This is a genomic window from Natronobacterium gregoryi SP2, assembly GCF_000230715.2.
Classification (GTDB): Archaea; Halobacteriota; Halobacteria; order Halobacteriales; family Natrialbaceae; genus Natronobacterium; species Natronobacterium gregoryi.
This window is the reverse complement of record NC_019792.1, coordinates 3222336-3247089: the sequence shown is the minus strand read 5'-3', so window position 1 is coordinate 3247089 and position 24754 is coordinate 3222336. Positions and strand designations below refer to the sequence as shown.

At 59.7% G+C, this 24754-nt stretch carries 20 protein-coding genes, 1 tRNA gene and 1 pseudogene; 8 read left to right on the top strand and 14 right to left on the bottom strand.

The window, feature by feature from the left end:
- Positions 1-19 precede the first annotated feature (19 nt).
- Positions 20-2236: an AAA family ATPase gene (locus NATGR_RS15975; RefSeq protein ID WP_005577034.1), complete on the top strand. Its 2217-nt coding sequence runs from the start codon at positions 20-22 to the stop codon at positions 2234-2236.
- 209 nt (positions 2237-2445) lie between these two features.
- On the opposite strand, the gene NATGR_RS15970 is transcribed toward NATGR_RS15975, so the two are convergent.
- From NATGR_RS15970 to NATGR_RS15950, 5 genes are all read right to left on the bottom strand, one after another.
- The gene (locus NATGR_RS15970; protein WP_005577036.1) at positions 2446-2808 is read right to left on the bottom strand and encodes a hypothetical protein; all 363 of its coding nucleotides are present in this window, start codon (positions 2806-2808) and stop codon (positions 2446-2448) included.
- A 131-nt stretch (positions 2809-2939) separates the two neighbouring features.
- Positions 2940-3638 carry a protein sorting system archaetidylserine decarboxylase gene (locus NATGR_RS15965; protein WP_005577039.1) on the bottom strand — a complete coding sequence of 233 codons (699 nt, stop codon included), beginning with the start codon at positions 3636-3638 and terminating at the stop codon, positions 2940-2942.
- A 59-nt stretch (positions 3639-3697) separates the two neighbouring features.
- Positions 3698-4084: a response regulator gene (locus tag NATGR_RS15960; protein ID WP_015233807.1), complete on the bottom strand. Its 387-nt coding sequence runs from the start codon at positions 4082-4084 to the stop codon at positions 3698-3700.
- A 504-nt stretch (positions 4085-4588) separates the two neighbouring features.
- Positions 4589-7429 carry a DEAD/DEAH box helicase gene (locus NATGR_RS15955; RefSeq protein WP_005577043.1) on the bottom strand — a complete coding sequence of 947 codons (2841 nt, stop codon included), beginning with the start codon at positions 7427-7429 and terminating at the stop codon, positions 4589-4591.
- Between the two features lie 93 nt (positions 7430-7522).
- On the bottom strand, positions 7523-7996 hold the full coding sequence (locus NATGR_RS15950; RefSeq protein ID WP_005577045.1) for a hypothetical protein: 474 nt from the start codon (positions 7994-7996) through the stop codon (positions 7523-7525).
- Positions 7997-8226: 230 nt separating this feature from the next.
- Here NATGR_RS15950 and NATGR_RS15945 point away from each other — a divergent pair, with 230 nt between their 5' ends.
- Both NATGR_RS15945 and NATGR_RS15940 read left to right on the top strand, forming a co-directional pair.
- Positions 8227-9207: a hypothetical protein gene (locus tag NATGR_RS15945; protein WP_015233806.1), complete on the top strand. Its 981-nt coding sequence runs from the start codon at positions 8227-8229 to the stop codon at positions 9205-9207.
- 73 nt (positions 9208-9280) lie between these two features.
- Positions 9281-9514: a hypothetical protein gene (locus NATGR_RS15940; RefSeq protein ID WP_005577049.1), complete on the top strand. Its 234-nt coding sequence runs from the start codon at positions 9281-9283 to the stop codon at positions 9512-9514.
- A 279-nt stretch (positions 9515-9793) separates the two neighbouring features.
- Here NATGR_RS15940 and NATGR_RS15935 read toward each other — a convergent pair whose 3' ends face one another.
- Positions 9794-10009 (bottom strand): hypothetical protein, encoded by a 216-nt coding sequence (locus tag NATGR_RS15935; protein ID WP_005577052.1) that lies wholly within the window; start codon positions 10007-10009, stop codon positions 9794-9796.
- 91 nt (positions 10010-10100) lie between these two features.
- On the opposite strand from NATGR_RS15935, the gene NATGR_RS20015 reads away from it, so the two are divergent.
- Together NATGR_RS20015 and NATGR_RS15930 are read left to right on the top strand one after the other, a co-directional pair.
- Positions 10101-10265 (top strand): hypothetical protein, encoded by a 165-nt coding sequence (locus tag NATGR_RS20015; RefSeq protein ID WP_005577053.1) that lies wholly within the window; start codon positions 10101-10103, stop codon positions 10263-10265.
- A gap of 58 nt (positions 10266-10323) precedes the next feature.
- Positions 10324-10662 carry a hypothetical protein gene (locus tag NATGR_RS15930; RefSeq protein WP_005577055.1) on the top strand — a complete coding sequence of 113 codons (339 nt, stop codon included), beginning with the start codon at positions 10324-10326 and terminating at the stop codon, positions 10660-10662.
- Between the two features lie 297 nt (positions 10663-10959).
- On the opposite strand, the gene NATGR_RS15925 is transcribed toward NATGR_RS15930, so the two are convergent.
- The 3 genes and pseudogenes from NATGR_RS15925 to NATGR_RS15915 all read right to left on the bottom strand — a co-directional run.
- Positions 10960-11307: a thioredoxin family protein gene (locus tag NATGR_RS15925; protein ID WP_005577057.1), complete on the bottom strand. Its 348-nt coding sequence runs from the start codon at positions 11305-11307 to the stop codon at positions 10960-10962.
- Between the two features lie 316 nt (positions 11308-11623).
- Entirely contained in the window at positions 11624-13297 is a 1674-nt protein-coding gene (locus tag NATGR_RS15920; protein ID WP_005577058.1) for an aldehyde ferredoxin oxidoreductase C-terminal domain-containing protein, read from the bottom strand.
- 576 nt (positions 13298-13873) lie between these two features.
- Positions 13874-14698, bottom strand: a pseudogene (locus NATGR_RS15915) (IS4 family transposase); the annotation flags it as partial.
- Between the two features lie 47 nt (positions 14699-14745).
- On the opposite strand from NATGR_RS15915, the gene NATGR_RS19045 reads away from it, so the two are divergent.
- A protein-coding gene (locus tag NATGR_RS19045) for an IS630-like element ISNagr2 family transposase (RefSeq protein ID WP_076611210.1) occupies positions 14746-15767 on the top strand; the annotation gives its coding sequence in 2 pieces (ribosomal slippage) (positions 14746-15250 and positions 15250-15767; 1023 coding nt in all).
- 77 nt (positions 15768-15844) lie between these two features.
- Here the strand turns inward: NATGR_RS19045 and NATGR_RS15900 are convergent.
- A complete protein-coding gene (locus NATGR_RS15900; RefSeq protein ID WP_015233804.1) occupies positions 15845-19699 on the bottom strand; it encodes an Eco57I restriction-modification methylase domain-containing protein in 3855 nt (1284 codons plus the stop codon).
- A gap of 169 nt (positions 19700-19868) precedes the next feature.
- Between NATGR_RS15900 and NATGR_RS19655 the strand changes: the two genes are divergently transcribed.
- Positions 19869-20033 carry a hypothetical protein gene (locus NATGR_RS19655; RefSeq protein WP_015233803.1) on the top strand — a complete coding sequence of 55 codons (165 nt, stop codon included), beginning with the start codon at positions 19869-19871 and terminating at the stop codon, positions 20031-20033.
- 543 nt (positions 20034-20576) lie between these two features.
- Here the strand turns inward: NATGR_RS19655 and NATGR_RS19650 are convergent.
- Positions 20577-20750, bottom strand: a tRNA-Trp gene (locus NATGR_RS19650).
- A 48-nt stretch (positions 20751-20798) separates the two neighbouring features.
- The gene (locus tag NATGR_RS15895) at positions 20799-21719 is read right to left on the bottom strand and encodes a DUF5794 domain-containing protein (RefSeq protein WP_015233802.1); all 921 of its coding nucleotides are present in this window, start codon (positions 21717-21719) and stop codon (positions 20799-20801) included.
- 424 nt (positions 21720-22143) lie between these two features.
- On the opposite strand from NATGR_RS15895, the gene guaB reads away from it, so the two are divergent.
- The gene (guaB, locus tag NATGR_RS15890; RefSeq protein WP_015233801.1) at positions 22144-23646 is read left to right on the top strand and encodes an IMP dehydrogenase; all 1503 of its coding nucleotides are present in this window, start codon (positions 22144-22146) and stop codon (positions 23644-23646) included.
- Here guaB and cmk read toward each other — a convergent pair.
- Entirely contained in the window at positions 23643-24254 is a 612-nt protein-coding gene (gene cmk, locus NATGR_RS15885) for a (d)CMP kinase (protein ID WP_015233800.1), read from the bottom strand. The two genes, guaB and cmk, sit on opposite strands and share 4 nt — an antisense overlap.
- 49 nt (positions 24255-24303) lie before the next feature.
- Positions 24304-24699 carry a cupin domain-containing protein gene (locus NATGR_RS15880; RefSeq protein ID WP_015233799.1) on the bottom strand — a complete coding sequence of 132 codons (396 nt, stop codon included), beginning with the start codon at positions 24697-24699 and terminating at the stop codon, positions 24304-24306.
- Positions 24700-24754 lie beyond the last annotated feature (55 nt).

Sequence of the window (24754 nt, the reverse complement as noted above, 5' to 3'; positions counted from 1 at the left end):
TGGGCTGGAACTACTCGGCATGAGTGGATCGGATGCGGACTCGGGCGACGGCGTGTCGTTGACGGTCCAGGCCGCAGAGAAACGCGACGCCGGCCGCGGCGTCGCACGGATTCCCGAACTCGCACGACGACAGCTGGGTGTCCTGAGTGGCGACACGGTCGTCGTCGACGGTGAAGAGCGAACGGTCGCGAAGATGTGGCCGGCCGATCCGTCGGTTTCGGAGAGTGTCGTCCAGATTGACGCCGACACCCGGGCCAACGCCGGTGTTCACGTCGGCGACACCGTCACCGTCCGGACGACGGACAAGTCGGCGATCAGGAACGCCGACCGGGTGACACTCCTGGCACCGCCGTCGCTCTCCGAGAGCGAACTCCGGGTGGCAAAGCGCAAGGCGACCGAGAAACTCCGGAACAGACCAGTTCGTTCGGGCGAGCAGATACGGATCGAGGGCGTCAGCCAGGCCCCGTTCAAGGTCGTCGACACCAACCCCGGCGGCGATGTCGGCATCTCGACCGAGACGACCGTTCGGATCGTCACCAGAGGCAGGGACGACGGTGGCTCGGCTACGACGCCGGAATCAGCCGGAAGCCCGGAGACCGCTCGAGACGGCACAGACACCTCGAGGCCGTCGGACACCGAGGGTGAACTGGAGCAAGGAGGCGTCACCTACGAGGACATCGGCGGCTTGGACGAGGAACTCGAGCTCGTCCGGGAGATGATCGAACTGCCGCTGTCGGAGCCCGAACTCTTCCAGCGACTGGGCGTCGAACCGCCTTCCGGCGTCCTCCTGTACGGGCCGCCGGGCACCGGCAAGACGCTGATCGCCCGTGCGGTCGCCAACGAGGTCGACGCCAACTTCGAGACGATTTCCGGTCCGGAGATCATGTCCAAGTACAAGGGTGAATCCGAAGAACGGCTCCGCGAGGTGTTCGAACGCGCCGAGAAGAACGCTCCGACGATAATCTTCTTCGACGAGATCGACTCGATCGCCGGCCAGCGCGACGACGAGGGCGACGCCGAGAACCGGGTCGTCGGTCAACTCCTGACGCTGATGGACGGCCTCGACGCCCGCGGTGAAGTGATCGTCATCGGGGCGACGAACCGCGTCGACACGATCGATCCGGCACTCCGGCGTGGCGGTCGCTTCGACCGCGAGATCCAGATCGGCGTCCCCGACGAGAAAGGACGAAAAGAGATCCTCGAGGTGCACACCCGCGGCATGCCGTTGTCCGAGGACGTCGATATCGACGGGATCGCTCGGCGGACTCACGGCTTCGTCGGTGCCGACTTAGATGCCGTCGCGAGCGAGGCGGCGATGGCGGCGATCCGCGATCGGCCGACCGATACCGGAGATCGGGAGGAGTGGAACCGCGATCCGGCCGTCGATAAGCGTCACTTCGACGAGGCGCTGGCGTCGGTCGAACCGTCCGCGATGCGGGAGTACGTCGCCGAATCCCCCGAGACGGACTTTTCGGACGTCGGCGGCCTCGAGAACGCGAAAGCGACCTTGCGGGAGTCGGTCGAGTGGCCGCTGACCTACGATCGCCTCTTCGAGGAGACAAACACCCAGCCCCCGTCGGGCGTCCTGTTGTACGGCCCGCCGGGAACCGGGAAGACGTTGCTCGCTCGCGCACTTGCCGGCGAGACCGACGTCAACTTCGTCAGGGTGGACGGCCCGGAAATCGTCGATCGCTACGTCGGCGAGAGCGAGAAAGCCATTCGAGAGGTGTTCGAGCGGGCTCGCCAATCCGCGCCGTCGATCGTCTTCTTCGACGAAATCGACGCCATCACGGCCGCCCGTGGCGAGGGCCACGAGGTCACCGAACGCGTCGTGTCGCAACTGCTGACGGAGCTAGACGGAATGCGGGAGAACCCGAACCTCGTCGTGTTGGCCGCGACCAACCGCAAGGACCAGATCGACCCCGCGCTCTTGCGACCGGGTCGGCTCGACACGCACGTCCTCGTCGGCGACCCCGACCGCGAAGCTCGCGAGAAAATCCTCGAGGTCCACACGCGCGGGAAGCCGCTGGGAGAAGACATCAATCTCCGCGAACTCGCCGCTGAACTCGAGGGCTACACCGGCGCGGACCTCGAAGCGCTGGTCAGGGACGCCTCGATGAAAGCGATCCGCGAGGTCGCAGCGGAGTACGATCCGGACGAGGCCAACGAACGGGCCGACGAGGTCGTCATCGAGCGCCGGCATCTCGAGGAAGCACGGGAGGCTGTCGACCTCTAGTACTCCGCCAAGCGTCGACCGATGAGTGAACCCAGACGACCGCATTCGGTTTCACTCATCCGTTCAGGCTTGCCAAAGCACTAGTACCGTCCCAACCGTCGACTGACGGGTCGAATCGAGCCACGCCGCCAGATTCGACCCATCAGTTCAGGCTTGGCCCGCCACTAGGTCGCCTTTCGAGCGTCGATCCGTCTCTGTTCCCGCTCGGGCTAGTCCCGGTAGTAGTCTCGTTTACTGTAGAGGTACGCGATGATCACGAGACTGATGAGCAAACTGAGGACCTCCCCCTGGAAGAGATCCATGACTGCGCCGAAAACGAACACGATCATGCCCCACGTCCAGCCCCACGGTTGGACGGTCCACAGGCCGTAGATCACGACCAGGTAGGCACCTGTCAGGGCCAGGAATAGCAGTCCGAGGCCCGCGAACTGCCCCCCGGAAGTCATGATCTGAAGCGAGACGAACAAGGTGAGTATCGACGCGAGAACGCCGAGCACGCAGATGATCTTGACGCCGAGGGGTGCCTGTTTGCCGGTTTGTCGTGGAGGATTCGCAGTCGGGGACGATCCCATACGAGTATCCCGGACACCTGGAACAAATATTTTTATACTGACTTGTCGCTCGTGAACGGTCCAGTCGACTTGGCCGGTCGGCCGCCGAATCGGCCTGGCTGACCGCTCGGAACCGCTTCGCTCGAGTCCGATCAGTCACCGACCGAATGCGAGTCGAAAACTACCGTCTCGCCGGCGGTCACCGAATCGCCGGGTTCGACCGCGAGGTCGTCGGGATCGACCGACGGCGGGAAGACCAGATCGACCCGACTCCCGAAGGCGATGTGGCCGAGCCGATCGCCTCGCTCGAGGTCGTCGCCTGGTTCGACGTAGGGGAAAATTCGGCGGGCGAACGCGCCGGCGATGAGGGTAACCGTGGCGTCGGAAGCCTCGCCGTCGGTTTTCGGACCGGCCGTGTCGCTTCCGTCCTCGATCGGATTCGACTCGAGGTCGACCGACGGTAACTCGGGCGAGTTGGTCTCGAGTTCGACGTGGACGCGTTCGTTCCGGTCGGACTCTTTCGAGAAGGCGGGCCTGTTCGCGCCGGAGACGTGCTCTAGATCGGTGACGGCGCCGGCGAAAGGTGCGCGGACGACGTGGACGTGCCAGACGTTCATGAAGACGCCAAGGCGTACGTGGCCCCCGTCTTCCCGGAGAACCGAGACGGTTCCGTCGGCCGGCGAGACGACGCCGGTTGGTGGTGGCGTCCGCTCGGGATCACGGAAAAACGCGAGTGCTCCGGCACCGAGCGCGAGCAACAGGAGACTCGCGCCGATGCTAAACAGGAAAGCGAAGGGGGCAGCGAGCAGGAAAACGAAAGCGTACTTCCAGCCCCCCGGCGCGATGTTCATACTCGAGCGGACGGGAGCAAGTCGTATGGTCGTTACGGACGGAGAAGAGACCAAGTCGGTCAGTTCACGGCTTCGATCGAGAGTCGAATCCGGTTTGCAAAGACGTTCATGTCGCCGGTCGCGTGGTCGCTTTTGCTGACGAAGGCCGTGACGCCTGCCTCACGTGCTTCTTCGACCAGCGGCTCGAGCGGGTTTCCGGTAAAGAGAACGAACGGGATGTCGTCCGCGATGTCTTGCAGAGAGGCCGCGAGTTCGATACCGTTCTCGTCGAGTAGCTCGTAGCTGGCGATGACGCAGTCGAATCCTGTCGATTCGAACGCAGAACGTGCCCCGGATGCTGTCGTCACTGCTTCGACTTCATATCCGTGTTCCGACTCTAACGTCTCACTGACGTGTTGGGTCATAAAGTCGCTATCGTCGACGAAAAGAACGGTATATGATGACATTGGAAAGACAACTCGTCTGGTTTCCTATAAATCGTATGGCAATGTGTATGTCAGGTTTCGGACGGCCGTCGGCGCAGGCAGGAGTCTCGACGCTCGTCTCCGCCAGCATCGGATTTGTCCGACTCGTATCGTCACCGAAAACAGCTTCGGGTCGATGTCACCTGCGAATCAACGTCCTCAGAGCTAGTCGGTTCTGATGGGCTAGAAAACTCACTGACTGATTTTCGAACGCCTGTGGAGACTGCGCTCCCTGTGGACACCTCGGTGTCTGCAAAGCGCGTCGGAGAAACAGGAAGGCCCGCTGCTCACGGGCGCGAAGCGTCCGTTCGCATGGTCCGTGAGACGGGAGCTCTCACGCTACCTTCAAAGAGCGAACCGCGTCACCGGTGAGCGAGTAGGGGGTAGTTCACTAAAATAAGCGAGTTACCGAGAACTGGTAACGACAGGCGGTGCAACTGGAAGACAGAGCGCAGTCGTACCGGGGCAGCGGTACAACAATCCGTCTCAATCCCAGAACGACTGGGTGCGTGCGTACTCGCGTTCCTTCGAGAGGATGTCCCGGTAGAACTCCGACTCGTCTTCCCGGAGTTTGTTGATGATCTGGGCAGCATTGTGCGGGCCGACGCCGCGGGCCGCCATTGCGATCACCGCCTGCTTGCCGTGGCTCTGGACGAGACTCGCGGCCCGGTAGGCGCGTTCGGTCATCTTTTCCTGTTCGTCGTCTTTCTCTGCTGCTCGAACCGCCTGGACGACTTCGTCCGCCCACGGGTTCAGCGACGCGATCCGGGTCGAGCCACAGTCGGGACACTCGGGCTGGTCGCGGACTCGTTTCACCTTCGTCGTGACCTTCCAGTCGTTACAGTGAGTACACAGCAAAATGACGCGGTCGTTCTGAATCCGTTCCCGAACCGTCTCGATGACGCTCGCATCGGCGTTCTCGGGCGCGAGCAGTTCCTTGCCGCCAGAGCCGCGGCCACCCTGCCCGACCGGCGTCCGCCCGCGGTGAGTCAGAAGTTCGATCTCGCCGGACTGGATTCCCTCGAGCACCGCACTCGCCCGTTCGATGTCCAAGTCCTCGTGGAACACCTCGCGGATCGCTTCCTCGTACATCGGTGTCCCCTCGAGTGCCGCCAGCAGCCGTTCGTTCGAGAGCCGGCCAGCACTTCCGCCCTGCCAGCGTTTGAGCGCGCCGAACTTCGCCGAGACCTGTGCGAGTCGAAACGCCAGCGCGTCGGAGTTCTTGAGTCCGAGTTCGACGATCGTCTCGACGTGGTTGGGCTCGGTCTCCTCTAGCACCGCCAGAACGTCGCTGGTCGCGATCGAGGTCGGCACCTCGAGTTCGATCCGGTAGGGGTCCGTCTCGAGGCCGACCGACGATCCGGCCCGTTGTCCCAGCAGTGCCGAGAGACTGCGCCCGAGCGTTTCGTTTGCTGTGTGGCCGTAGGGGGCGTTGACGACGATCGTTCGTCCCTGTCGTTCGAGGACGATCCGGTCGGCCGTCGGCATCGGCGACTCGCTCTCGATCTGGCGCTCGAGTTGTTCGCAGGCCTCCGCGAGCGTGTACTTGTCTGCCGGGTACCGACTCGCGAGCTCGCGGCCGACGGCGGTGGCGTCCGCGCCCGTCTGTAGCTGTGGCTGTGCGACGGCACGGATCTCGCCGACTTCCTGGGCGACTGCCGTGGGAACCGGTATCTCCTGACCGATCCAGGACGGCACTTCGCCGCCAGGATTCTCGATCGGGCTAACCTTCACACGGGCCTCCTCGTCGTCGATTTCGCTGATCCGCCACATCTCGCCGCGCTGGACGAAGATCTCACCGGGTTCGGCGAAGTTGACGACGAACCGTTCGTCGAGGGTCCCGATCTGGCCACTCGAGGCGATGTCGTGGACCTCGTAGGTCTCCTCGTCGGGAATCATCGAGAGATTCGAGTAGACGTACTGCCAGGTGCCGCCGGTCGTCTCGAGTTGGGCTTCGCTCTCGTCGAACCAGACGATCCGGTTTCGGTCGAGTTCCGAGACGACCTCGCGGAACGTCTCCTCGCACAGATCACGGAATGGGTACGCCCGCGAGACGGTCTCGTAGGCCTCCCGGAGACGGGTGTCCCCGCGGCTCTGGACGATCCCTGGAATCTGGTTGGCGACGACGTCCAGACTTCCCTCGTGGATCGCCGCGGGTTCGACTTCGCCGGCGCGAGCGCGACGCGCGATGGCGACGGCCTCGAACGTGTCGTCGGGCCTGGTCGTCACGATCGTTCCGTTCGAGACTTCGTCCTGGCGGTGGCCCGCACGGCCGATCCGCTGGAGGAGACGCGTGACCTGTCGCGGACTCTGGTACTGGATCACGTGGTCGACGCTGCCGACGTCGATCCCCAGTTCCATCGAGGACGTACAGAGCAGGCCGTCCAGTTCTCCCGCTTTGAATCGGTCCTCGACATCGATCCGCGCTTCCTTCGAGAGCGAGCCGTGGTGGACGCCGATCGGGAGGTCGAGTTCTTTGAACCGCGAGCCGAGGGCTTCGGCGGTCTGGCGCGTATTGACGAAGATCAACGTCGACTCGTGTTCCGCGACGAGGTCACGGATGAGCCGAACGTGACTCGCAGTGTCGGATTCGGTCAGCAGTCTCCCCGCAAGTTCCTCGTCTTCTTCGGTGATTTCGGGTTCCCGAACCGTCACGTCGACGTTACTTCCGACGTCGATCTCCCGTATCTCACAGGGACGACTGCCGGTGAGAAAGTTACCGACCTCTTCCGGGTCGCCGACGGTCGCTGACAGTCCGATCCGCTGGAACGAACCCCCGAGATCACGCAGTCGCTCGAGGGCGATCGAAAGCTGTGCGCCGCGTTTCGAGGCCGCGAGTTCGTGGACCTCGTCGATCACGACGTGGGAGACGTCTTGCAAAGCGTCCCGCAACCGCTCGCCAGTCAACATCGCCTGCAACGTCTCCGGCGTCGTCACGAGCACGTCCGGCGGGTCTGTCGCCTGCTTGCTACGCTGGTAGTCGGTCGTGTCACCGTGGCGGACGTCGACCGCGAGGTCGAGATACTCGCCCCACCACTCGAGACGTTCGCGCATGTCGCGATTGAGCGCTCGAAGCGGAGTGATATAGAGCGCGCCGAACCCGTTCGGCGGCCCCTCTCCGGCCACGAGATCGTCGAGGACGGGCAACATCGCAGTCTCGGTCTTGCCACTCCCCGTTGGCGCGATCACGAGCGTGTTCTGCCCGGCGGCAAGCGGCGGAATCGCCAGCCGCTGTGGCGCAGTCGGCCTCGAGAAGCCGCGTTCGGAGAGTGCACCGCGAACCGTCGGCCCGAGGTGTGTGAACGCTGCGACGTCTCCGTCGGTCATCGGCCCGGCCTAGGGGCGAACGGCGCATAAGAGCCACGTTCTCCGAACCGTTCGGTTCGCGACCGTGACGAACTCGAGAAGAGCCACGACCGATTACTCCTCGTCTTCTGCCGACTCCTCACCGGCGAGTTCGTCTTCGACCGCCTCGTCGACGGCCATCTCGCCAGGCTCCGGACCGTCTTCGGCCGCCCGTTCTGCGATTTCCGCTGGCGATCGCTCCTCGTCGGTCACGTCGCTGGTCGTCTCCACGTCGTCGACCACGTCGGTAGTGTCGTCCGTTTCCGCCTCGTCCGTTTCCGTCTCCTCGCTATCGCCGATCGGAATCGGCTGGAACTCGTTCGAGACGGCGTCGGTCGCCTCTTCTCGCAGTCGTTGCGTCGCCGGCGCTCGCTCTCGCAACTCGGCGACCGACGACGGCAGACGCTCACTACGATACCGCGAGACGAGGTACGCGACTGCGACGACGCCGACGGCGAGAACGAACAGTTTTCGGCCGATTCTCGACCCCGAACTCGAGTCGGCTTGGTCGGTCGACTCCGTCTCTCGACTGGGCGATCGAACGTGCATCGAGGTTCGTACACCTTCGAGGGGGAAGTCGGTTTGGGTGCCAGCGCAAGCAACGGGACGGCAGTACGGTTCCCTTACTGGCGGGTAGGTGACTCATATATACAGTTAGACTGATAGACAGTCAGCTCCATGACAGCTAGCGAACGACGACTGTCACGGGTTACGAACGGTCGACCACGACACAGACCAACGACTGCCGCCAGTCGGACCGCGACCGGAGGTGGCAACGCGTGAGTGTCTCGCCACGCATCCCGGTACGTTTTACTGGCTTGCTCCTCGTCGCCCTCACGGCCGCTCTTGCAGTCGGCCTGGTCTCGATCGGTGCAGTTTCGGTGTCGGCGGGCGACGACGCCGATCCGACACCAATCACGGTCGACTCGAGCGACGATCCGACGGGAGTCGGACCAGTAGCAGCGACACAAACCGGTGTCAGCGAAACGGAGTTCGTCGAGCCAGTGCCCGAAGAAGGCGATCCGTACTTCGAAACCGAAGCGGGCGACGGAAGCTGGATTAGCTACGTCAATCCGCGCGACGAGTACCGGACCCCCTATCTCGGCGACGCCTCGGGGAAACTCTGTGTCGCTTTGCTGAACGAAAACGGTGATCCCGTCGTCGGTGAAAGCGTTCCCGACACGACCGTCACCGTGCCGACCGGCGAGGAACTCGAGTGGCACACCAACGCCGACCCGTTCGTCGTCGAGTATCCGCTGACCGAGAGCTACGAGCGGCCGCTCGACGCCGACCAGTTCGGCACGACCGACGACCTCCCGCAGGGCGACGGCTACCTCGACTCTCACTGTCTCGAGTGGCACGGCCTCACCGAAGACGAGACCCTCGAGTACGGCGAGGTCGAAATCGAGGGCGAGGACGCCGATGACGTCGATGTCGTCGGGTACGTCCAGCAGGCCCACGACAGTTGGGATAGTGACGGCGATCCGATCGAAGCCGCCGAACCGTACGAGGACACTGGCGGCTGGACCTACCACGAGGACGGCTCGCATGGACAGGCCGTCGTCGTCCTCCAGCTAGACGGCGACCGTGACGTGGACGTCGACGATAGCGACGACGGCGACGACTCGAGTACCGACGATGGCGACTCGGCCTCCGACAACGACGGCGGAGACGACAGCGCGGACGAAACGCCCGGTTTCGGTTCGATCGCCGTCCTCGTCGCGCTGGCGGCGACGCTTCTGGCGTCCCGGAGGGCGTGACGACCAGAACAGGACCGACTGCGCGACTACAGAACCAATTAGATTTTGACGATCGCCGCGAGAGTGTCTACAGATGCCACCCAGCGATTCAGCGGGGGACGAACCGCGCGTTCCGGTCGTCTGTCCCGACTGTGAGACGACCTCGCGCGTTCCGCTCTCCGACCTCGCGGATTCGATCGACCGACACAACGAACAACTCCACGACGGTGACGAAGTCGCCGAAGTCGATCCCGACGTCGCCGACAGCCTCGCGGACCTGATCGCGACCGACCTCGGACTGTTCGAGGACGAAGATCACCCCAACTGATACGGAATGCTGTCCCGGTGTACCGGCCGCGACCGCAGGCGGACTCGCGGTCGCGCCGGAACTGATCGACAGTAAACCGTATGAAACTGCTCGCACACCGACCGCACAGTTCACGGGCCGGCCCTCGCCGTCTGCTTCGGGCACTCGTGCTCGTTCACACGGTTCGCGGGATCGCTGCTGCCGCGTTGTTCGCTGTCCGTGACTCGAGTGAACGGCGTGAGCGAGAACTGCAGTGCCCTCGGTGATCGGATGTGCATCGACGTTCAGTTGCGACTGTCGTTACCGCCCAGCCAGTGATCGGAGTCTCGCGACGAGGGGGCCGTTCTGTTCACAGTCGCCTGACGGTTCGGCCAGCGTCTCGTCGCTCCCGGTCGCTGGGACGACTCCCGCTGGCGTGGTCGTCCCCCCGTTCCCGGCCGCTTTCGTTACGGCTGGTGACGATGCCCGCTTTTCTGGTTCGTCGTCGACGCGGACGTCCGGCCGTTTCGGAGCCATACGCTACGTCGTCCGCGGGCGAAGACAGGTGTGTGCTTGCAAGCGAGCAGTCGGCGCATTCTTTATCGCCTCGGGACGATAGCTATCGTCTATGGCACAGGCAACGCATACCTGCGTCTGCGGTGCCGTCCTCCGATTCAAGCAGGACATGGAGAAACAGCCGGGTTCGGTTTCGCCGACCTGGCGCTGTAAAGACTGTGGCACGCAGATTCCCGGCACGGTCGCCGAGAAGATCAGCCACCAACACCCCTCCTGACGACCTCGAGTCGTCACGATCCAGTCCCTTCTTGACTGCGTATCGAGTACGGGCACGTATGAGCCCGGCCGACTCCGACACGGACGACGACGAGAACGAGCAGGCCTCACCGATGGGCTTCGAGACGTTCGAACCCGGCCCCAACTGGTTCGAGGACGGCGACGAAGAGATCCTCGCGGTGCTGCGGGAGGACTACAACTTCGCTCCGCGCCACGTCGACGAAGCGGGCGTCTGTCGCGGTCGAGACGCCGCCTTCCGCTGTCGTGAACTCGCAGCACACGGTCTCCTGAAGAAACTCGCGACGGGCATGTACGATGTCACCGACCGCGGCGAACAGTTGCTCGACGGCGAGATCGAACCCAGTGACCTGCCAGAAGACGGCGACGAGACGAGGTAACTCGGGCAGGAAATCGACGCTGGCGGCCATCGCTTCTCGGACTCGCCCGTTGCAGTTGCCACCCGCTCTTCGAGTTCTTCCTCCCCGAGCAACGCGTCGATCACGCCCGTCACCGCGAGGCCGGACAGCCCTCGTCGCGGCCACAGTCGCAGTCGTCGATCAGTCCTCGAGCGCCCGATCGCTTCGCTCGGCCAGCGGTTCACACCGGACAGCGAGCGGGGTCCCACCGCGGCTGGCCGTCATAGGAGTGCGATTCGGCCGCGCGATGGTACATGTCCGTGAGTGAGTCGGGCTTCGTCACGCGTCTTCGGGGACGGCCCCAGGGGCGTGGTCCTCGACGAAGTCGACGACCTCGTCGCCGCCGAGAAATCCCTCGGAGACCCTGGCAACTTGCTCACCCTCTCGGAACAGGACGAGCGTCGGGACCGACTGTACGTCGAACCGCTCGAGCAGCACGGGGTCGTCGCCGAGTTTCGCCAACCCCACGGGAATCGTCGTCGACCGACCGACGTTCCCGAGCACCGGCTCCATGGCCTGACACTTCGGACAACCGCTCGTGTACAACTCCACGAGCGCCACCTCGTGATCCGTGACGAACCGCTCGAGAGCGTCGTCGTCCTGGAGTCGGACGGGTTTCGGGCTCATAGCCGAGCTACGTGTCCGGTGCGGATACGGCTGACGGACAGTGACGGCAAGTCGATGTTGGAGTGGAGCGGTCTTGGAATAGACCGCCACACAGTCGCCGGTAGAACGCACGTGCACCATCCAAAAGACGTGAGCACCACGCCCAACCGCCTTATCTCGGGCAACTGATAGGGATTATCGTAGCCAACCGGAGGTTTCGAAGCCCGTCCTTCGACGCTGTGTCGTGGTTCGCCACGGGAAAACTATGAACTCCTACGATAATCCCTATGAGTGTGGGTTGTCCGGTATCGAAACCTCGAGTCATCACTCCGACCGATCAGTCGTCCGCCGGAACACCCTCGAGCACCGGCGACTCCGTCACGGTCCCATCTTCGCGCCAGCCGCGAGCCTCGTAGTACTCCGCGACGGCCTCTTCGAGATCGGGAATCTCGTACGGAAGCCGGTCCTCCTCTTCGTCGAAGCCGCGCTGGTTGTTGAAGTGTCGCTCGAGTTCGACCGTCTTCGCGCCAACTGCGAGCAGGTCGGCGTAGTCGGCGTCGAACAGGGTCTCGAGGCGCTCTTCGGTGACGTAATCGCCGCCGAAGGCACAGACGACGCCGGTGTCGCGGAAGGCATTGTAGTTTTCCTCTGTGACGAGTTGTTCAGCCTTGCCGAGTGTCCCCTCGGGGTCGAGTTCGCCGCTGTACTCGAGGGAGAGCATCCCGCCGTACATGTGGTCTGCACCGCGGTTAGCGACGGCGTAGGACAGGCCCTGTCCGTGGAGGACGCGGCCGTCGTGGGCGGCAAACTCCATGCCTTTGACGGTCAAGTTGTCGACGCCGAGTTCGTCGTGGCAGCGGTCGACGCCCTCGGCGAGAAGGTCGCCGACTCCCTCGCGGTAGGCGATCTTCTCGGTGATCTCGTGGGCGAGGTCGGCGTTGCCGAACTCGTCTTTGCTCTCGAGGTAGGCCGCGACGGTAACGCCCGCGGAGATGGTGTCCATCCCGAGGGTGTCACAGCGGTCGTTGCCTTTCATCACGTCGACGATGTCGTCCATCCCCTGCATCGAGCCGAAGGAGTAGACGGTCTCGAACTCGGGGCCTTCGGTCTCGAGGCCAGTCTCCTCGTCTCGAGTCGGAAGCTTACACGCGTAGGCGCAAGTCGAGCAAGTGCCTTTCTCGTACTTTTTCGCTTCGACAGCGTCGCCGCCGATGTTCTCCGCATGCTCGAACTCGTACTCTCGGAAGTACCGCGTCGGCAGAGAGAAGTTGTCGTTGATGAACTCCGTGCCGCCGGTGGTCCCCTGGCGGCGCATTCGGTCGTCCGCGGTAGCCGCCTCCCTGTGAATTTCGGACTCCGGCGGGTCCGGAATCTCGACCTCGAGTTCCGGCGCGGCGTCGCCCTCGAACGTGACACACTTGACGTTCTTTGCGCCCAGGACCGCGCCGAGGCCACCGCGACCGAACGCCCGCGAGTCGAACGTCATCACGGACGCAAAGCGAACGAGGTTCTCCCCTGCAGGACCGATCGCGATGCAGTTCTCGGGGCCGAGGCCGTGCTCGTCTTCCATGTGGTCGGAGACCGCTGGAACCGTCGCTTCCTCGAGTTCGGGCACCTCCTCGAATTCGACCCCGTCGTCGGTGACGTGGATGGCAAGCAGTTCGTCGCTCTCTCCGACGACCTCGAAGACGCTGATCCCTGCATCGGCGAAGTTTCTCGAGAGGAAACCGCCGGCGTTCGTCGAGGCCAACCCGTCGGTCAACGGTGAGAGGCTAGTCATGTTCATTCGGCCAGTAAACGACATCTGAGACTGCTGGAGTGGTCCTGTCGAGAGATAGGCGCGGTTCTCGGGACCGAAGGGATCGGCGTCGAACGGGATGCGCTCGTGGGCGAGCGCCGTCGCGAGGGCGCGCCCGCCGACGTAGCTCTCGAGCAGGTCGTCGATTTCGGTTTTGGTCGCCGTCCGCTCGCCGATGTCGACGGTGAGCAACGGCCCGGTGGCGTGAAGCATACTGGACCGATGGAACGTGTGGTCCCTTAACAGTAGTTGGTGCGATGCGATCCGTCTCCCACCAGCACCGAGGCCGTCAAAGGCCGTCCACGTACTCACTTCGCGACGACTCGACGAACGGAAGGCCAATACTGTGCCAACCGTCGACTGACGGGTCGAATCGAGCCACACCGCCAGATTCGACCCCGCAGTGCAGGCTTGGCCCGCCACTAGAGGCCGACAGCCAGTCCCGTCAGCGCTCGAGCAGTTCGATCAGAGTTGTCTTCGGGGCTCCGGAGGAAGCAACTTTTCGTCCCGCTGTCAGTTGTCAGTGGCTCGCTGATCAGTCGGACGCCGTCGGGCAATATGTCATAGAATATACATTTCACTCTCGTCATCAAGCGAAACCAGAATTTCCGCAGACATCGCGGAGTTTTGCTCCGCTCATACGGACTGCTGTCCCGATGTCCCGGCGCGACCGCAGGAGTGTGCGGTCGCGCCAGAACTGACTGACAGCAAACCGTCTCAGCCACGGAAATCTTAATGAGTGACAGAAGTTTTGGGCGTGGGCTAAGAGAAACGGGCATTCGTCTTTAGCTAAGCCTCACACCTCGGTTGCGTGGCGGTAGCGAGCGTCTCTTGTAAGATCGGTCGTTGCTTGTGGATCTTCTGTGCGTCTTCGATCAGCCGTTCCAGCAACGGTGGTGGCGAGTACCCGAGGAACTCACCGAGTTCGTGGAGGATGAGCTGGGCGTGCGACCGGAAGGTCGCCGCCCAGCGTTCCGGCGGAAATACGAGTTCATCATCCGCCTGCTCAGTGACTAGATCCAACAGATCGCGGCTCACCAGCAGTGACAACAACGCTGCATACAGCAAGATCTCTACCACGACCGGGTTGCTCGTGTCGAACTCGTCCAGTTCGTACTGCGTCTTCAACTCACGAAACAGCAACTCCACCTCCCACCGACACCGATACAGCGTGGCTAGATCCTCCGGCAAGAACTCCTCTCGCGGCAAATTCGTCACGTACAGATGGTAGTCGTCGGCGTCCTCGTTGCGGACGCCGACGACGCGAAATCGCTTCGTATCTCGTGACCGTGTCCCCTCGTACGGCCCTCGCTTGAACGCTACCTCGACTTCTACATCAATGTACTGGCGGTGCAGATCATCGATCACATCGTGAATCTGCTTGCCCTCCAAGGGAATGGCGCGGCCGCGCCATTCCCGCAATTCCTCCGTTATCACCGGGTTTGCGTTCTGCTTCAGCCGACTCACGAAGTACCCGTCGTTCTCATCGATCAACGCGAAGCGGCGGTACTTGAAGTACGCCAGATCAAGCAAAACTAGCCGTCCTTGCAGCCACGATCCCGTCTTGAACAACGTGCTATCATGCGTTTTTTCATTCGTTACATCGATCCGTTCATACTGATGGCTAAAACTTCATGTATCTCTAGATGCGGGGGAATAGTATGGCGACGTTTGAGAACGTCTCTGTCGAAGACCTCCGCCAGATCTTGGCGGAGGTCGATGATGCCGATGCAACAAAGCGGCTCATGGCCGCGATCACCTACAAAGAGATAGAAGATCTAACGCAAGCAGAAGCCGCCGCACTCTATGGATTTTCCAGCAGTTGGGCCTCGAAATGGTTCAATCGACTCGAACGGCTCGCCGACGAGCCGTTCGAGGAGGTCGTCTACGACAAACCACGAGAGGGCAGACCATCCGAACTCTCTGACGACGAGCACGAGCAGTTTGTTGAGGTACTTCACGAGTCTCCCGAAGACGTTGGATACGACGCGCCCGCGTGGTCTGTTTCACTAGCGCGTCACTATCTCTCCGAAGAATTCGGTGTTGAGTACTGCGAACGTCACGTCCGACGACTGATGTCCGAGGCCGGGCTGTCCTGGAAGACAGCCCGGCCGGAGTTCCACAAGTCCGACGAACGAGCCCAAGAGGCCTGGGAAGAAGGGTTCAAAAAAAGCGCGACAACTTGGACGATGAATACACGATCCTGACCATCGATCAGACGCGACAGGTTCTCTCGACGCTGATCTACGCGTGGTTTCCAGAAGGGGAGCGCCCGTCACTCCCGGTGACGGGCGCGTGGGACAGCATCAAACTCCTCGGGGCAGTCAGCAATAGCGGCGAGACGTTCTTTCTCCCGTGTGAGGAGAATTTCAACAGCGACACCACAATCCGGTTGCTCGACGCTCTCCAAACCGAGTTCGGCGAGAAAATCTGCGTTGTCTTAGATAATGCCTCCTATTTTACGGCGAACAAGGTGCAGGCATTCGCCGAAGGAACTCCGATCGAACTGTGTTACCTTCCACGGGGTTCACCAGAGCTGAACCCCGTGGAAGAGTGCTGGCGACGACTCAATCAAGCACTCGGCAACCGCTTGTTCAACACACTGGATGAACTTCAAGAGGCTGCACTGACCGCGCTTGACGACATCGAACCGCCGAATGTCTTTACGTACTTATGTCCTTGAGTATGAAGAGGCGCTGAGCGAAGAGGCAGCGACGCAGCTTGTGCGTTACCTGTATCGAACGAACGAAACGTAGGGATTTACGCAGTAGACTCTTCGAGCTTCTTGTTCTTCAGGTCATCATATTTCTCGAGTACCAGATCGAAGTATTGTTCGTCCATCATTCGAGGACTGTTAACCCGATGGAAGTCGTCTAATACGAACTTGGTTTCTTCACGATCTAATCCATATGCGTGGAAAGACGCAGCATCAATTTCAGCCTGTAGCTGTCGTCGTTTTTGTTCATCAGCCACGGGATCGATACCACCAAGTCGGTCACGCATTTCAGCAAATTCTTCGCCGTAGCAGTTCAATCGAGCTGCTCGCAACGCAATATACTCGAAGTATTCGTCTCCTTCTTTTAGATCCGGCATTTGAGATTCTTTGAACTTGTATGTCACAATCTGCGTGTCAATTTTAGTTCTCAATAAATAGTCAAATGGTAGCGAGTTCAGTAGTCCTACTTTTGCGAGGAGTTCATGATCTGTAAACGCTCTTTGATAGAAGTTATGTAACGGATCTTCTTCAAGACCGTCCTCATATGGCTCGATACGGTAATTACGAATCGTCAGAACGGTATTATGACAAATGATTCCTTTTGGTAGAATCGTTGCGATTAACGTTCGCTCGTTGGTAGAATTAGTAATGCGCCGCAATCCGATCCTGTATTCAGTACAGTCTAAGAGAACGTCTTCCTCAGACAGCGGTTTGTCGCGATGCTCTTCTAATAAGTCGTTCACAAACCCTTTCTGAGAACCAGTACCATCGAACTCCTCATAGATAGCACTCTTCAGGTCCCTAATGGTCTTCTCCCGCATACGCTGTTTCGCGCTACGCTCGGGATCAGTCTCTACTTCGACACTCCAAAATTCGGGCGGTTCAATATCATCAATAAAGTCAGGAGTGTAGGTGAACTGGTAGATATTTTTCCCACCGTAAACGGGGTATTCTGCTTCCGATTGATCCACGAATCGATCAGAGTCGCTGGTCCGACGAAGACCTTGATATGGCTCCATATACGACTCAGAAGCGCTCTCATCTCCGAGGGGTGGATTTTGAATTATCGATTGTAGAACCTCGAGCTTCCTTTCAGATTCAATGAAGGGGAAAATCCTTGCTTCCGGTGAGTACCTTTCCAAAACTTCTTTAGGCATCTCGATAGCCTCTTCCTCAAATTCTTTCAGAACGTCAACGTTCCCCTCTTGGTATTTTCCAAGAACGCTGTCTGTGGAACCCCAATTCTCGAAGACGATTATCCCAAACTTGTATCGGTTATCAATCTGTTCAAAAATGCCGTGGTTTTCAAAGACCGGCATTGAATTTACTTGAGTGCTATCTAATAGGTAGCTCCGTAGATCCTTACAGGAAGCCCCGTTAAATATTGTACCGGGAAGGACCTGTGCTACATAGGACTCGCCATTTGCGAGACTGAAGGTGCGCTCAAAGAACAAGGCAGACAGATCATTCGGATTGGGTTTAACACGACCATCAATCTCCGGTCGTTGTAGGTCATACTGACTACTGCTTTTATAGTACTCAGACCGCATTTCCATTTCATCTAAGTACTCTTCCCATTTTTCAGCTATATGTTCGTCTTCTAATAGCTCATCCTGAGTTTCGTCTTTCTCTTTCGGAGGTCTGGTCCTAAACGCGGGATCGTATCGAGAGAAGAAGTCGTCACGGAGTGGCTTTAATCGCTCCCACGGTGGGTTGCCAACGATAACGTCGAACCCGCCATCAGCATACACTTCTGCGAACTCGAGAACCCAATGGAAAGGATCGAAGTTCTCAACTTGCTCAGTAGTAATGTCATCGACACCTGCTGAGAGGAAATCATCACGAACGTCATCAATCAGCTCATCGCGAGCGTTCTGTAGGAGACGATTGGCTTCACGCCGATGTTCTTCGGCTTGTTCTCCTGTAATAGCTTCTTCGTAGGCATCGATCTCGTCGATGATGTTTTGATACCGTGTCCTGACAGTATCCTCGTTAAAGCTTTCGAGGGTGTAGAGATCACCGTCGTCTGTCGTCTCGGGGAAGCCGGTATATCCGATTAGGCTGTTACCTTGCCGAAGGTTGAAAGCAATATTCGGCAGTGCTAACTCTTCTTGGTCAAGTTCTTCAATGTCTTTCTCTTCAAGCTCGGCAATAATCGATAGCCAGCAGCGTAGCTTACCGATCTCGACAGCCGGACCTACAATATCTACACCATAGATATTATTCTGAACGGTTACTTTCTTCAGGCGGTATTCGTGGGGATAAGACTCGTTTTGTGCCCAAAGTGCGCGACGGATACTGACGATTTCTTCAAGCACAGAAGTCAGGAAGTGTCCACTCCCACACGCAGGGTCAACGACACGGAAGTCGTTCACCTCATCAAGCATGGTTCCAATGAGATCAAGTGATGGGGGGACTGCTTCGATGAGTTCGTAGACCGTATCGTAGTTCTCGAGTTCTGCTTCCGGCCACCCTCGCTCTTCGATCAGAACGTCCTTTAATCGATCAAATAGTGCCGGTCGAACGGTCTGTTCTGCACTGAAGCGCGTAATCTCCTTTGGGGTGTAGTACGCTCCGAGTTCTTTGTTCTGATCCGCGTTATCTCCTGTAATGTAGTTGATTGTCTTCTCGAAAACGTTCCCGAGAACACTCGGATCGAGATCCGTAGGTGAGCCGTCAGCGGAGAAACTATAGCTCTCAAGCAATTCGATGATCGAGATTAGGACACTATCCCGAACGTCGAAATCTCGCTCTTCAAACGCCTCCCGGTCCCCGCTTCCGTCATGTTCTATCGAGGGGCGGAAGAGGCCACCATTGAGGTATGGAATGTCATTAAACAGCTCAATGTCCTGAATTTGAGGTGGCCGGTCGTCTGGCCGTTTATTTAGCACATCATAGAATAGCTGTTGAACAAAAGACTTGTAGAGCGATTCAGTATAGAGGCCGTCCTCGTAGGTATCGAGAACAGTCTTAAGGAGATCAGGGCGAACGATGTGCTTGTCTTCGAGGAACTTGATGAAGATTAGTCGGTTCATCAACTCAACCGAAAACAATCGTGTATCATCGCCTGTGGCACCAGATGGTGCGACAACCCCATCGTGTATCAACGATCGTTGCGTCTCTTCCGAGTCATCGATGATACCAAAGACATACTGAATATAGTCGTCGTAGAACTCGTCAGTGATCTCCTCCTGCTTCTGCCTGATAACCTGACGGGCTTCCCCGGCAATAGAGACGAAGTTAGAAAATTCAAAGGTCCGAATGAGCCGGTCAACTTGTTCTACATCTGCATCGAAGACCGCCTCTTCGACCGGCTTCCGCTCACCGACCTGATTCTGAAATAGAGCGAGGAAAACAGGCTGTAGATCGATCTCTTCGATGGTGTTGTGCGAATAGGAATCAGGATCGTACCGAATGAACATCCAACGAAGTCCATCCGTAGCAAATCCGAAGTCGGACTCGAACTCTCGTTGGCTCAACCAGTCACGGACTTGGCCTGCACCATGCTCGCGTGAATCGAGCTGTTTGTTGATTGGCTCGGCCTCGATGAGTAATCGGGTTGAGTCTACGTTCTCATAATCGCGAAGGGAGACGGTGTAGTCAGCAACCATTGTCCGTCCCCCGGAAAGGCCGCCTGCTTCCGTCGCGTATTCGTACCCAAGAGTATCAAGGAGCGGCTCAATAACCGCCTGTTGAGTGAATGGCTCAGGTTGAAGCCCATCCCGAGTCATACTGCCTCGGAGTGTGTAAGACCCGGAATCCGCTCGGAGCATACTCTCGAGCGTATCGTCTTTCATCTGCTCACGCAGATTTGAAATCGTATCGTCAATGACTTGCAGAAGCTCTTCTCTGGCCTCTTCATCGACTGATGTATTGAACGCCTGCTCAACAAATTCCATTGAGGTCGTGTCTGCTGATTGTGGAGCCATGATAGGGAATGAGAGATTCGCTTACTGGTGAAGTCATCTTAGCAATCCCCGATAAGTATTTGGAAAGCATCACAATCCAACCTACAACCAGTGTGCATAATCGACACCTATTTTATGCATTAAAAGCATATTTTCTCTAATGTTGAAATCCAAGGCCCTTCTGGTGGTTGACGTTCGGCAGCTCGCACTGATCTACGAAGAGATGAGCGAGTTGGCCGAGAACGAGGAGGTGCATCGATCTCGCCGGGCTTCCGCAGCCAAATTACGAGACGAATGCGCTACCCTGCTCGGGCGCGACGAATGAGTGACAACCAATAACTGTCTCTCTTTCTGGTTGTGATTAGTGACTGCACTTTCTGTTGGCGGAAGCGGCCCATACTCTGTTTTCCTCTTACTGCTTGTTCCGCTACCAGAGAGAGGTAACAGGGAAGAGCAGTAAGAGGGACGTCGGAGTGTAGTCAATCGGGGACACGGAACCGCTGTCACTAATTCGGTAACTGATTAGTGAGATCCGTTTGTCCCGCTTCTCCCCTATAGCTTCGCTACACAACAGCTTAAGCCTTTCCTATAAGGAGATTCTTATATAGAGTCTGCGTTAATATAGCACAGTGGAATTGCTCGGGCGCAACCGATCACAGTTACATCGAGGATCTCGAGCGGGCAATTCAGAAGTTCTCAATGGTTGCCGGAAGAGTTGCAGCTATTATTGCCGGAAGTGAAATCTCAGTAATCGCCAGACGCCGTGCATGACCAGTCGATGAGGGGTTCAAATCCTTCGGTGAAATCTTGATCCGAATGACGGCGAACCCGCTCACGTCTGTCGATTACTAATCCACGAAGGCAAAAGTGGGGTCGGAGGGATTTGAACCCCCGATCGACTGATATCTCCGGTGCGCCTCGGAACTCCAGAGGGTCATCACACGAACGCTGATCAGGCGTTCGATCAGTATATCAGTCTGGAGTGTCGTCCCGGGCGCATGCCTCTGGAGTCAGTCGCCATACCTGGCTTGGCCACGACCCCGCGGTCTTTCGTAGGGCGATGCCCCCTAAATCCGTTTCGATTCGATTATCACAACCAGGGGGCCCGGCCTTCCGAGTCCGTCGTGTCGTCGCCGGGGTAACCCTCGGGGTCAGTCGACTCGTGGCTGTCGGTCGACTGAGTTTTCTTTGGTCCATACGCTCCCCAGTTGCCGCCATCAGGTAGCGGTCCCGTCCCAACCGCCGGAGCCAAGGAGTCGTCTTCGCCCTCTTCGTCTTCGTCACCCTCGAGTGGCGGGTCGATCGCAAAGATAGCTGCGACGACCAATGCGGCCAGTGGTGCCTGCCCGAAGGTATCTGCAACCAGCGCGATTGGCAACAGGCCGAGTGCGACCGCGCTGCCAAAGCGGAACCGGTCGATGTCCATGTACTTCCGGAGGTATGGGCCACCGAGCGCGACTGCCAGCGCGAAGACGACGCCAACGACGGCCGCAAGGATGGAGTTTGCGACCAGCGCAGGATCGTCCATCATGATAAACGCCATGCCGTTGAGATCCAGGCTCGCAACCAGTCCGAGGCCGATGATGACTCCTGGGCTGGGGAGATACTCGCCGATCGTCGCGCTTGCAGTTTTGGCCGCGATGGCGAGGATCACGAGTGCCGCGAACCGTTCGAAGATGACGATATTGAGGACGCTCTCGATTGCCGGCGCGAGCGCTGCCTGCACCGCCGAGAGCAGTATCACCGGGATGCCGACGAGTAAGACGACCTTGGCCTGTTCACGGGGCGTCCCGGTCATCTCCGCCAGAATGACGGCAACCGTCGCGCTGCCGCCGAAGATCAGCAGACCGACCTGGACGGCCCCGATCGGGTCGTCGAGCGCGCCCGCGAGGATCAGCGCCGGGAAGACGCCGTCGATCAACGGTAGCATCATCACCAGCGCCAGCAGGCGGGCGTTACCACCGACTAACGACTCGAGGCGGAGGGCAACCGGGTGTTCGGACGAGCTCATGGCTTAGGGTCGATGGCCATGACCCGAGGCCGGTGGGCGATGTGACGGACGTTCCCGTTCAGGTTGCAACTGGTGGCAGGCTTGAAGGAGATTCCACCAGTCCGCCCGATTACGCCCTCGTGCTGTGAGTTTGATATTCCCGAATGTAAATTTGGAGGCGGAGACGGCACTCATCCGACCACCGATTCGGGCCCCGCTGGAACTCACAGCGTACATACCAAGACCAATGATCGGATTGTCAATAAACGTTGTGTGAGACGAGTTTTCACGATACATTTGTCCGCAAACACTAGCGGCCAGATACGGTTTCAGATGTACGAATTTGTGTTGCGGGGCTGCGAGCACGCCGTCGGGAACCGTGTCGACAGTTCACAGCCGGGTCGCATCTCGCAACGCTTTTGACTCGCGGGTTCGGACGGTTTACATGGCGAACGACGTTCCCGAGCACGAGCCTTATTCTTCGAAACTCCAGGTACCGGAAGCGCTAACGTTCGACGACGTCTTATTGCGACCCAAAGAGAGCCGGGTCGAACCGGACGACGCGGACCTCACCTCGCAAGTCTCCACGAACGTCGCGGTGTCGGTCCCGATTCTCTCGGCGGCGATGGACACTGTCACGGAAAGTGAAATGGCGATCGCGATGGCTCGCCACGGCGGTCTCGGCGTCCTCCACCGGAACATGAACGTCGACGAGATGGTCGAGGAGATCGAACGCGTCAAAAGCGCCGACGAGCTCGTCATCCCCGCCGAGAATGTGGTCACCGCGGACCCCGAGATGACCGTCCGCGAGGTAGACAACCTGATGGCTCACGAAGGTGTCGGCGGCGCACCCGTCGTCAACACGCGCGGTGAAGTACTCGGCATCATCTCGAGCACCGACATCCGCCCGCACCTCGAGGTCAACGAGGACGATCCGGTCACCGAGGCGATGACCGACGAAGTCATCACGGTCGATGAAGGCGTCGATCCCCGCGACGCGTTCGATCTGATGTACGAGCACAAGATCGAGCGCGTTCCGGTCGTCGACGACGAGAACCTCCTCGTGGGGCTGGTCACGATGCAGGGTATCCTCCAGCGGCGTGAGTACAAGGAGGCCGTCCGCGACGAGGAGGGACGGCTCCGGCTCGGCGTCGCGGTCAGCCCCTTCGAGGACGACCGTGCCGAGGCGGCCGACGAAGCCGGCGCGGATATCCTCTTTATCGACACCGCACACGCCCACAATCGAAACGTCATCGAGGGTGCACGCGAGATCAAGGAAACCGTGGAGGCAGACGTCGTCGTCGGCAACGTCGGTACCCGCGAGGCCGCCCAGGAACTCGTCGACTTCGCCGACGGGATCAAGGTCGGTATCGGTCCGGGCTCGATCTGTACCACTCGCGTCGTCTCCGGTGCGGGAATGCCCCAGATCACTGCCGTTGCGCAAGTTGCCGACGTCGCCAGCCAGGAAGACGTTCCGGTCATCGCGGACGGCGGTATCCGTTACTCCGGCGATGCTATCAAGGCAGTCGCCGCCGGTGCAGACGCCGTCATGCTCGGTTCGTACTTCGCCGGCACCGAGGAGGCACCCGGCCGCGTCGTCACGATGAACGGCAAAAAGTACAAGCAGTACCGCGGCATGGGATCGGTCGGGGCGATGAAGTCCGGCGACAGTGACCGCTATCTGAAAGAAGAGCCCGACGAAGAGGAAGACTACGTCCCCGAAGGCGTCGAGGCGGCGACACCGTACAAGGGTACCCTCAAGTCCGAACTCCACCAGCTCGCCGGTGGAATGCAGTCGGGCATGGGCTATGTCGGTGCCGAGACGATCCCCACGTTCAAGGAACGCAGCGAGTTCGTCCGCATTTCCTCGGCTGGTCAGGCCGAGAGCCACGCCCACGACGTCGTCATCACCGACGAAGCACCGAACTACTCTCCTGACAGTAGCTAGAGGTCGATCGCAGGCGTCTCGAACGCACCGTCGTCTTCCGACGGCTCGTAGGACTCGAGTGCAGCCCTGACGATATCGAAGACGGCCTCTTTCCCCCAGCGGGCAGTGTTGATCGTGAGATCGTAGAACTCCCGTTCGCCGATGTCGATCTCGTAGTACGACTGGTACCGGCCGGCTTCGCTGACTTCTCGGACTCGCATCTCCGGTTCGGTTTCGACGCGATCCTCGATCCGACGAACTCGGACCTCTTCGGGGGCGTCGAGCCAGATCCGAAGGTCTGCACGGTCACCAGCGAGCCAGCCCGCAAGCCGTGACTCGAGGAGAAACGGTTTGTTGGCCATTCCCCACTCTTCGGCGATCGTCTGCAGTCGCTGGTCGAGGGCCCGATCGATCTCGTCGGATTCTTCGGCTTTCGCGGTCAGTTGTGTGAGGGTCAGGTCCCGTTCTTCGGCGATTTCGCGGAAGATGTCGCCGCCGGAGACGTACGGACAGCCGGTCGCCTCCGAGAGGCGTTCACAGAGCGTCGTCGCGCCACAGCCCGGTGGTCCGGAGACGGTAACGAAGAGGGTCGTGTCGATCTCCGACATCGACTGCTCGTCAACGGTCATATCTCTCCAGACACTCGTCAACGTGAAAAAACGTCCGGCTGTCGACCGGTTAATCGAGGACGAACGAGTTCCCACACTCCGAACAGGTCAGTTCGAAGGTGGCGTCGTCCGTCACCGAGAGGCTGTGGCCCTCTTTGTCGTCGCAGTGACGACAGTAAACCAGTGATTCTATCTGATCCCAGTCGTGTTTCGCCCCGGGTGCGCCGAAGGCGAAGGCGACAACCCGGCCCTCGGCGTCCTCGGGGTTGTATCCTTGCTGAAAGTCACCTGGCGCAAAATGAATCACTTCGCCGGCTTCGACGGGGACCTCGCCCGTACCGGTGTCGAAGATGGCGGTTCCCGCCTGTACGTAGAAGACCTCCTCCTGGTCGTAGTGGGTGTGGAGGCCACTCGAGAACGCCTCACCGGGCTCGAGTTCGAAGTAGTTGGCTCTGGTGAATCGCATGACTGCATAGACTTCGACCGTCAGAACTAGGGAGTTGAAGCGGGAAACGGCGGAT

Coding starts and splice junctions, on each gene's coding strand:
- NATGR_RS15935 (WP_005577052.1), bottom strand. CDS start 10,009: ATGGCTCCGAAACGGCCGGACGTCCGCGTCGACGACGAACCAGAAAAG.
- NATGR_RS20015 (WP_005577053.1), top strand. CDS start 10,101: ATGGCACAGGCAACGCATACCTGCGTCTGCGGTGCCGTCCTCCGATTC.
- cmk (WP_015233800.1), bottom strand. CDS start 24,254: ATGACCGTTGACGAGCAGTCGATGTCGGAGATCGACACGACCCTCTTC.
- NATGR_RS15970 (WP_005577036.1), bottom strand. CDS start 2,808: ATGGGATCGTCCCCGACTGCGAATCCTCCACGACAAACCGGCAAACAG.
- NATGR_RS15895 (WP_015233802.1), bottom strand. CDS start 21,719: ATGAGCTCGTCCGAACACCCGGTTGCCCTCCGCCTCGAGTCGTTAGTC.
- NATGR_RS19655 (WP_015233803.1), top strand. CDS start 19,869: ATGTTGAAATCCAAGGCCCTTCTGGTGGTTGACGTTCGGCAGCTCGCA.
- NATGR_RS15975 (WP_005577034.1), top strand. CDS start 20: ATGAGTGGATCGGATGCGGACTCGGGCGACGGCGTGTCGTTGACGGTC.
- NATGR_RS15965 (WP_005577039.1), bottom strand. CDS start 3,638: ATGAACATCGCGCCGGGGGGCTGGAAGTACGCTTTCGTTTTCCTGCTC.
- NATGR_RS15940 (WP_005577049.1), top strand. CDS start 9,281: ATGCCACCCAGCGATTCAGCGGGGGACGAACCGCGCGTTCCGGTCGTC.
- NATGR_RS15950 (WP_005577045.1), bottom strand. CDS start 7,996: ATGCACGTTCGATCGCCCAGTCGAGAGACGGAGTCGACCGACCAAGCC.
- NATGR_RS15925 (WP_005577057.1), bottom strand. CDS start 11,307: ATGAGCCCGAAACCCGTCCGACTCCAGGACGACGACGCTCTCGAGCGG.
- NATGR_RS15930 (WP_005577055.1), top strand. CDS start 10,324: ATGAGCCCGGCCGACTCCGACACGGACGACGACGAGAACGAGCAGGCC.
- guaB (WP_015233801.1), top strand. CDS start 22,144: ATGGCGAACGACGTTCCCGAGCACGAGCCTTATTCTTCGAAACTCCAG.
- NATGR_RS15880 (WP_015233799.1), bottom strand. CDS start 24,699: ATGCGATTCACCAGAGCCAACTACTTCGAACTCGAGCCCGGTGAGGCG.
- NATGR_RS15920 (WP_005577058.1), bottom strand. CDS start 13,297: ATGCTTCACGCCACCGGGCCGTTGCTCACCGTCGACATCGGCGAGCGG.
- NATGR_RS15960 (WP_015233807.1), bottom strand. CDS start 4,084: ATGTCATCATATACCGTTCTTTTCGTCGACGATAGCGACTTTATGACC.
- NATGR_RS15900 (WP_015233804.1), bottom strand. CDS start 19,699: ATGGAATTTGTTGAGCAGGCGTTCAATACATCAGTCGATGAAGAGGCC.
- NATGR_RS15955 (WP_005577043.1), bottom strand. CDS start 7,429: ATGACCGACGGAGACGTCGCAGCGTTCACACACCTCGGGCCGACGGTT.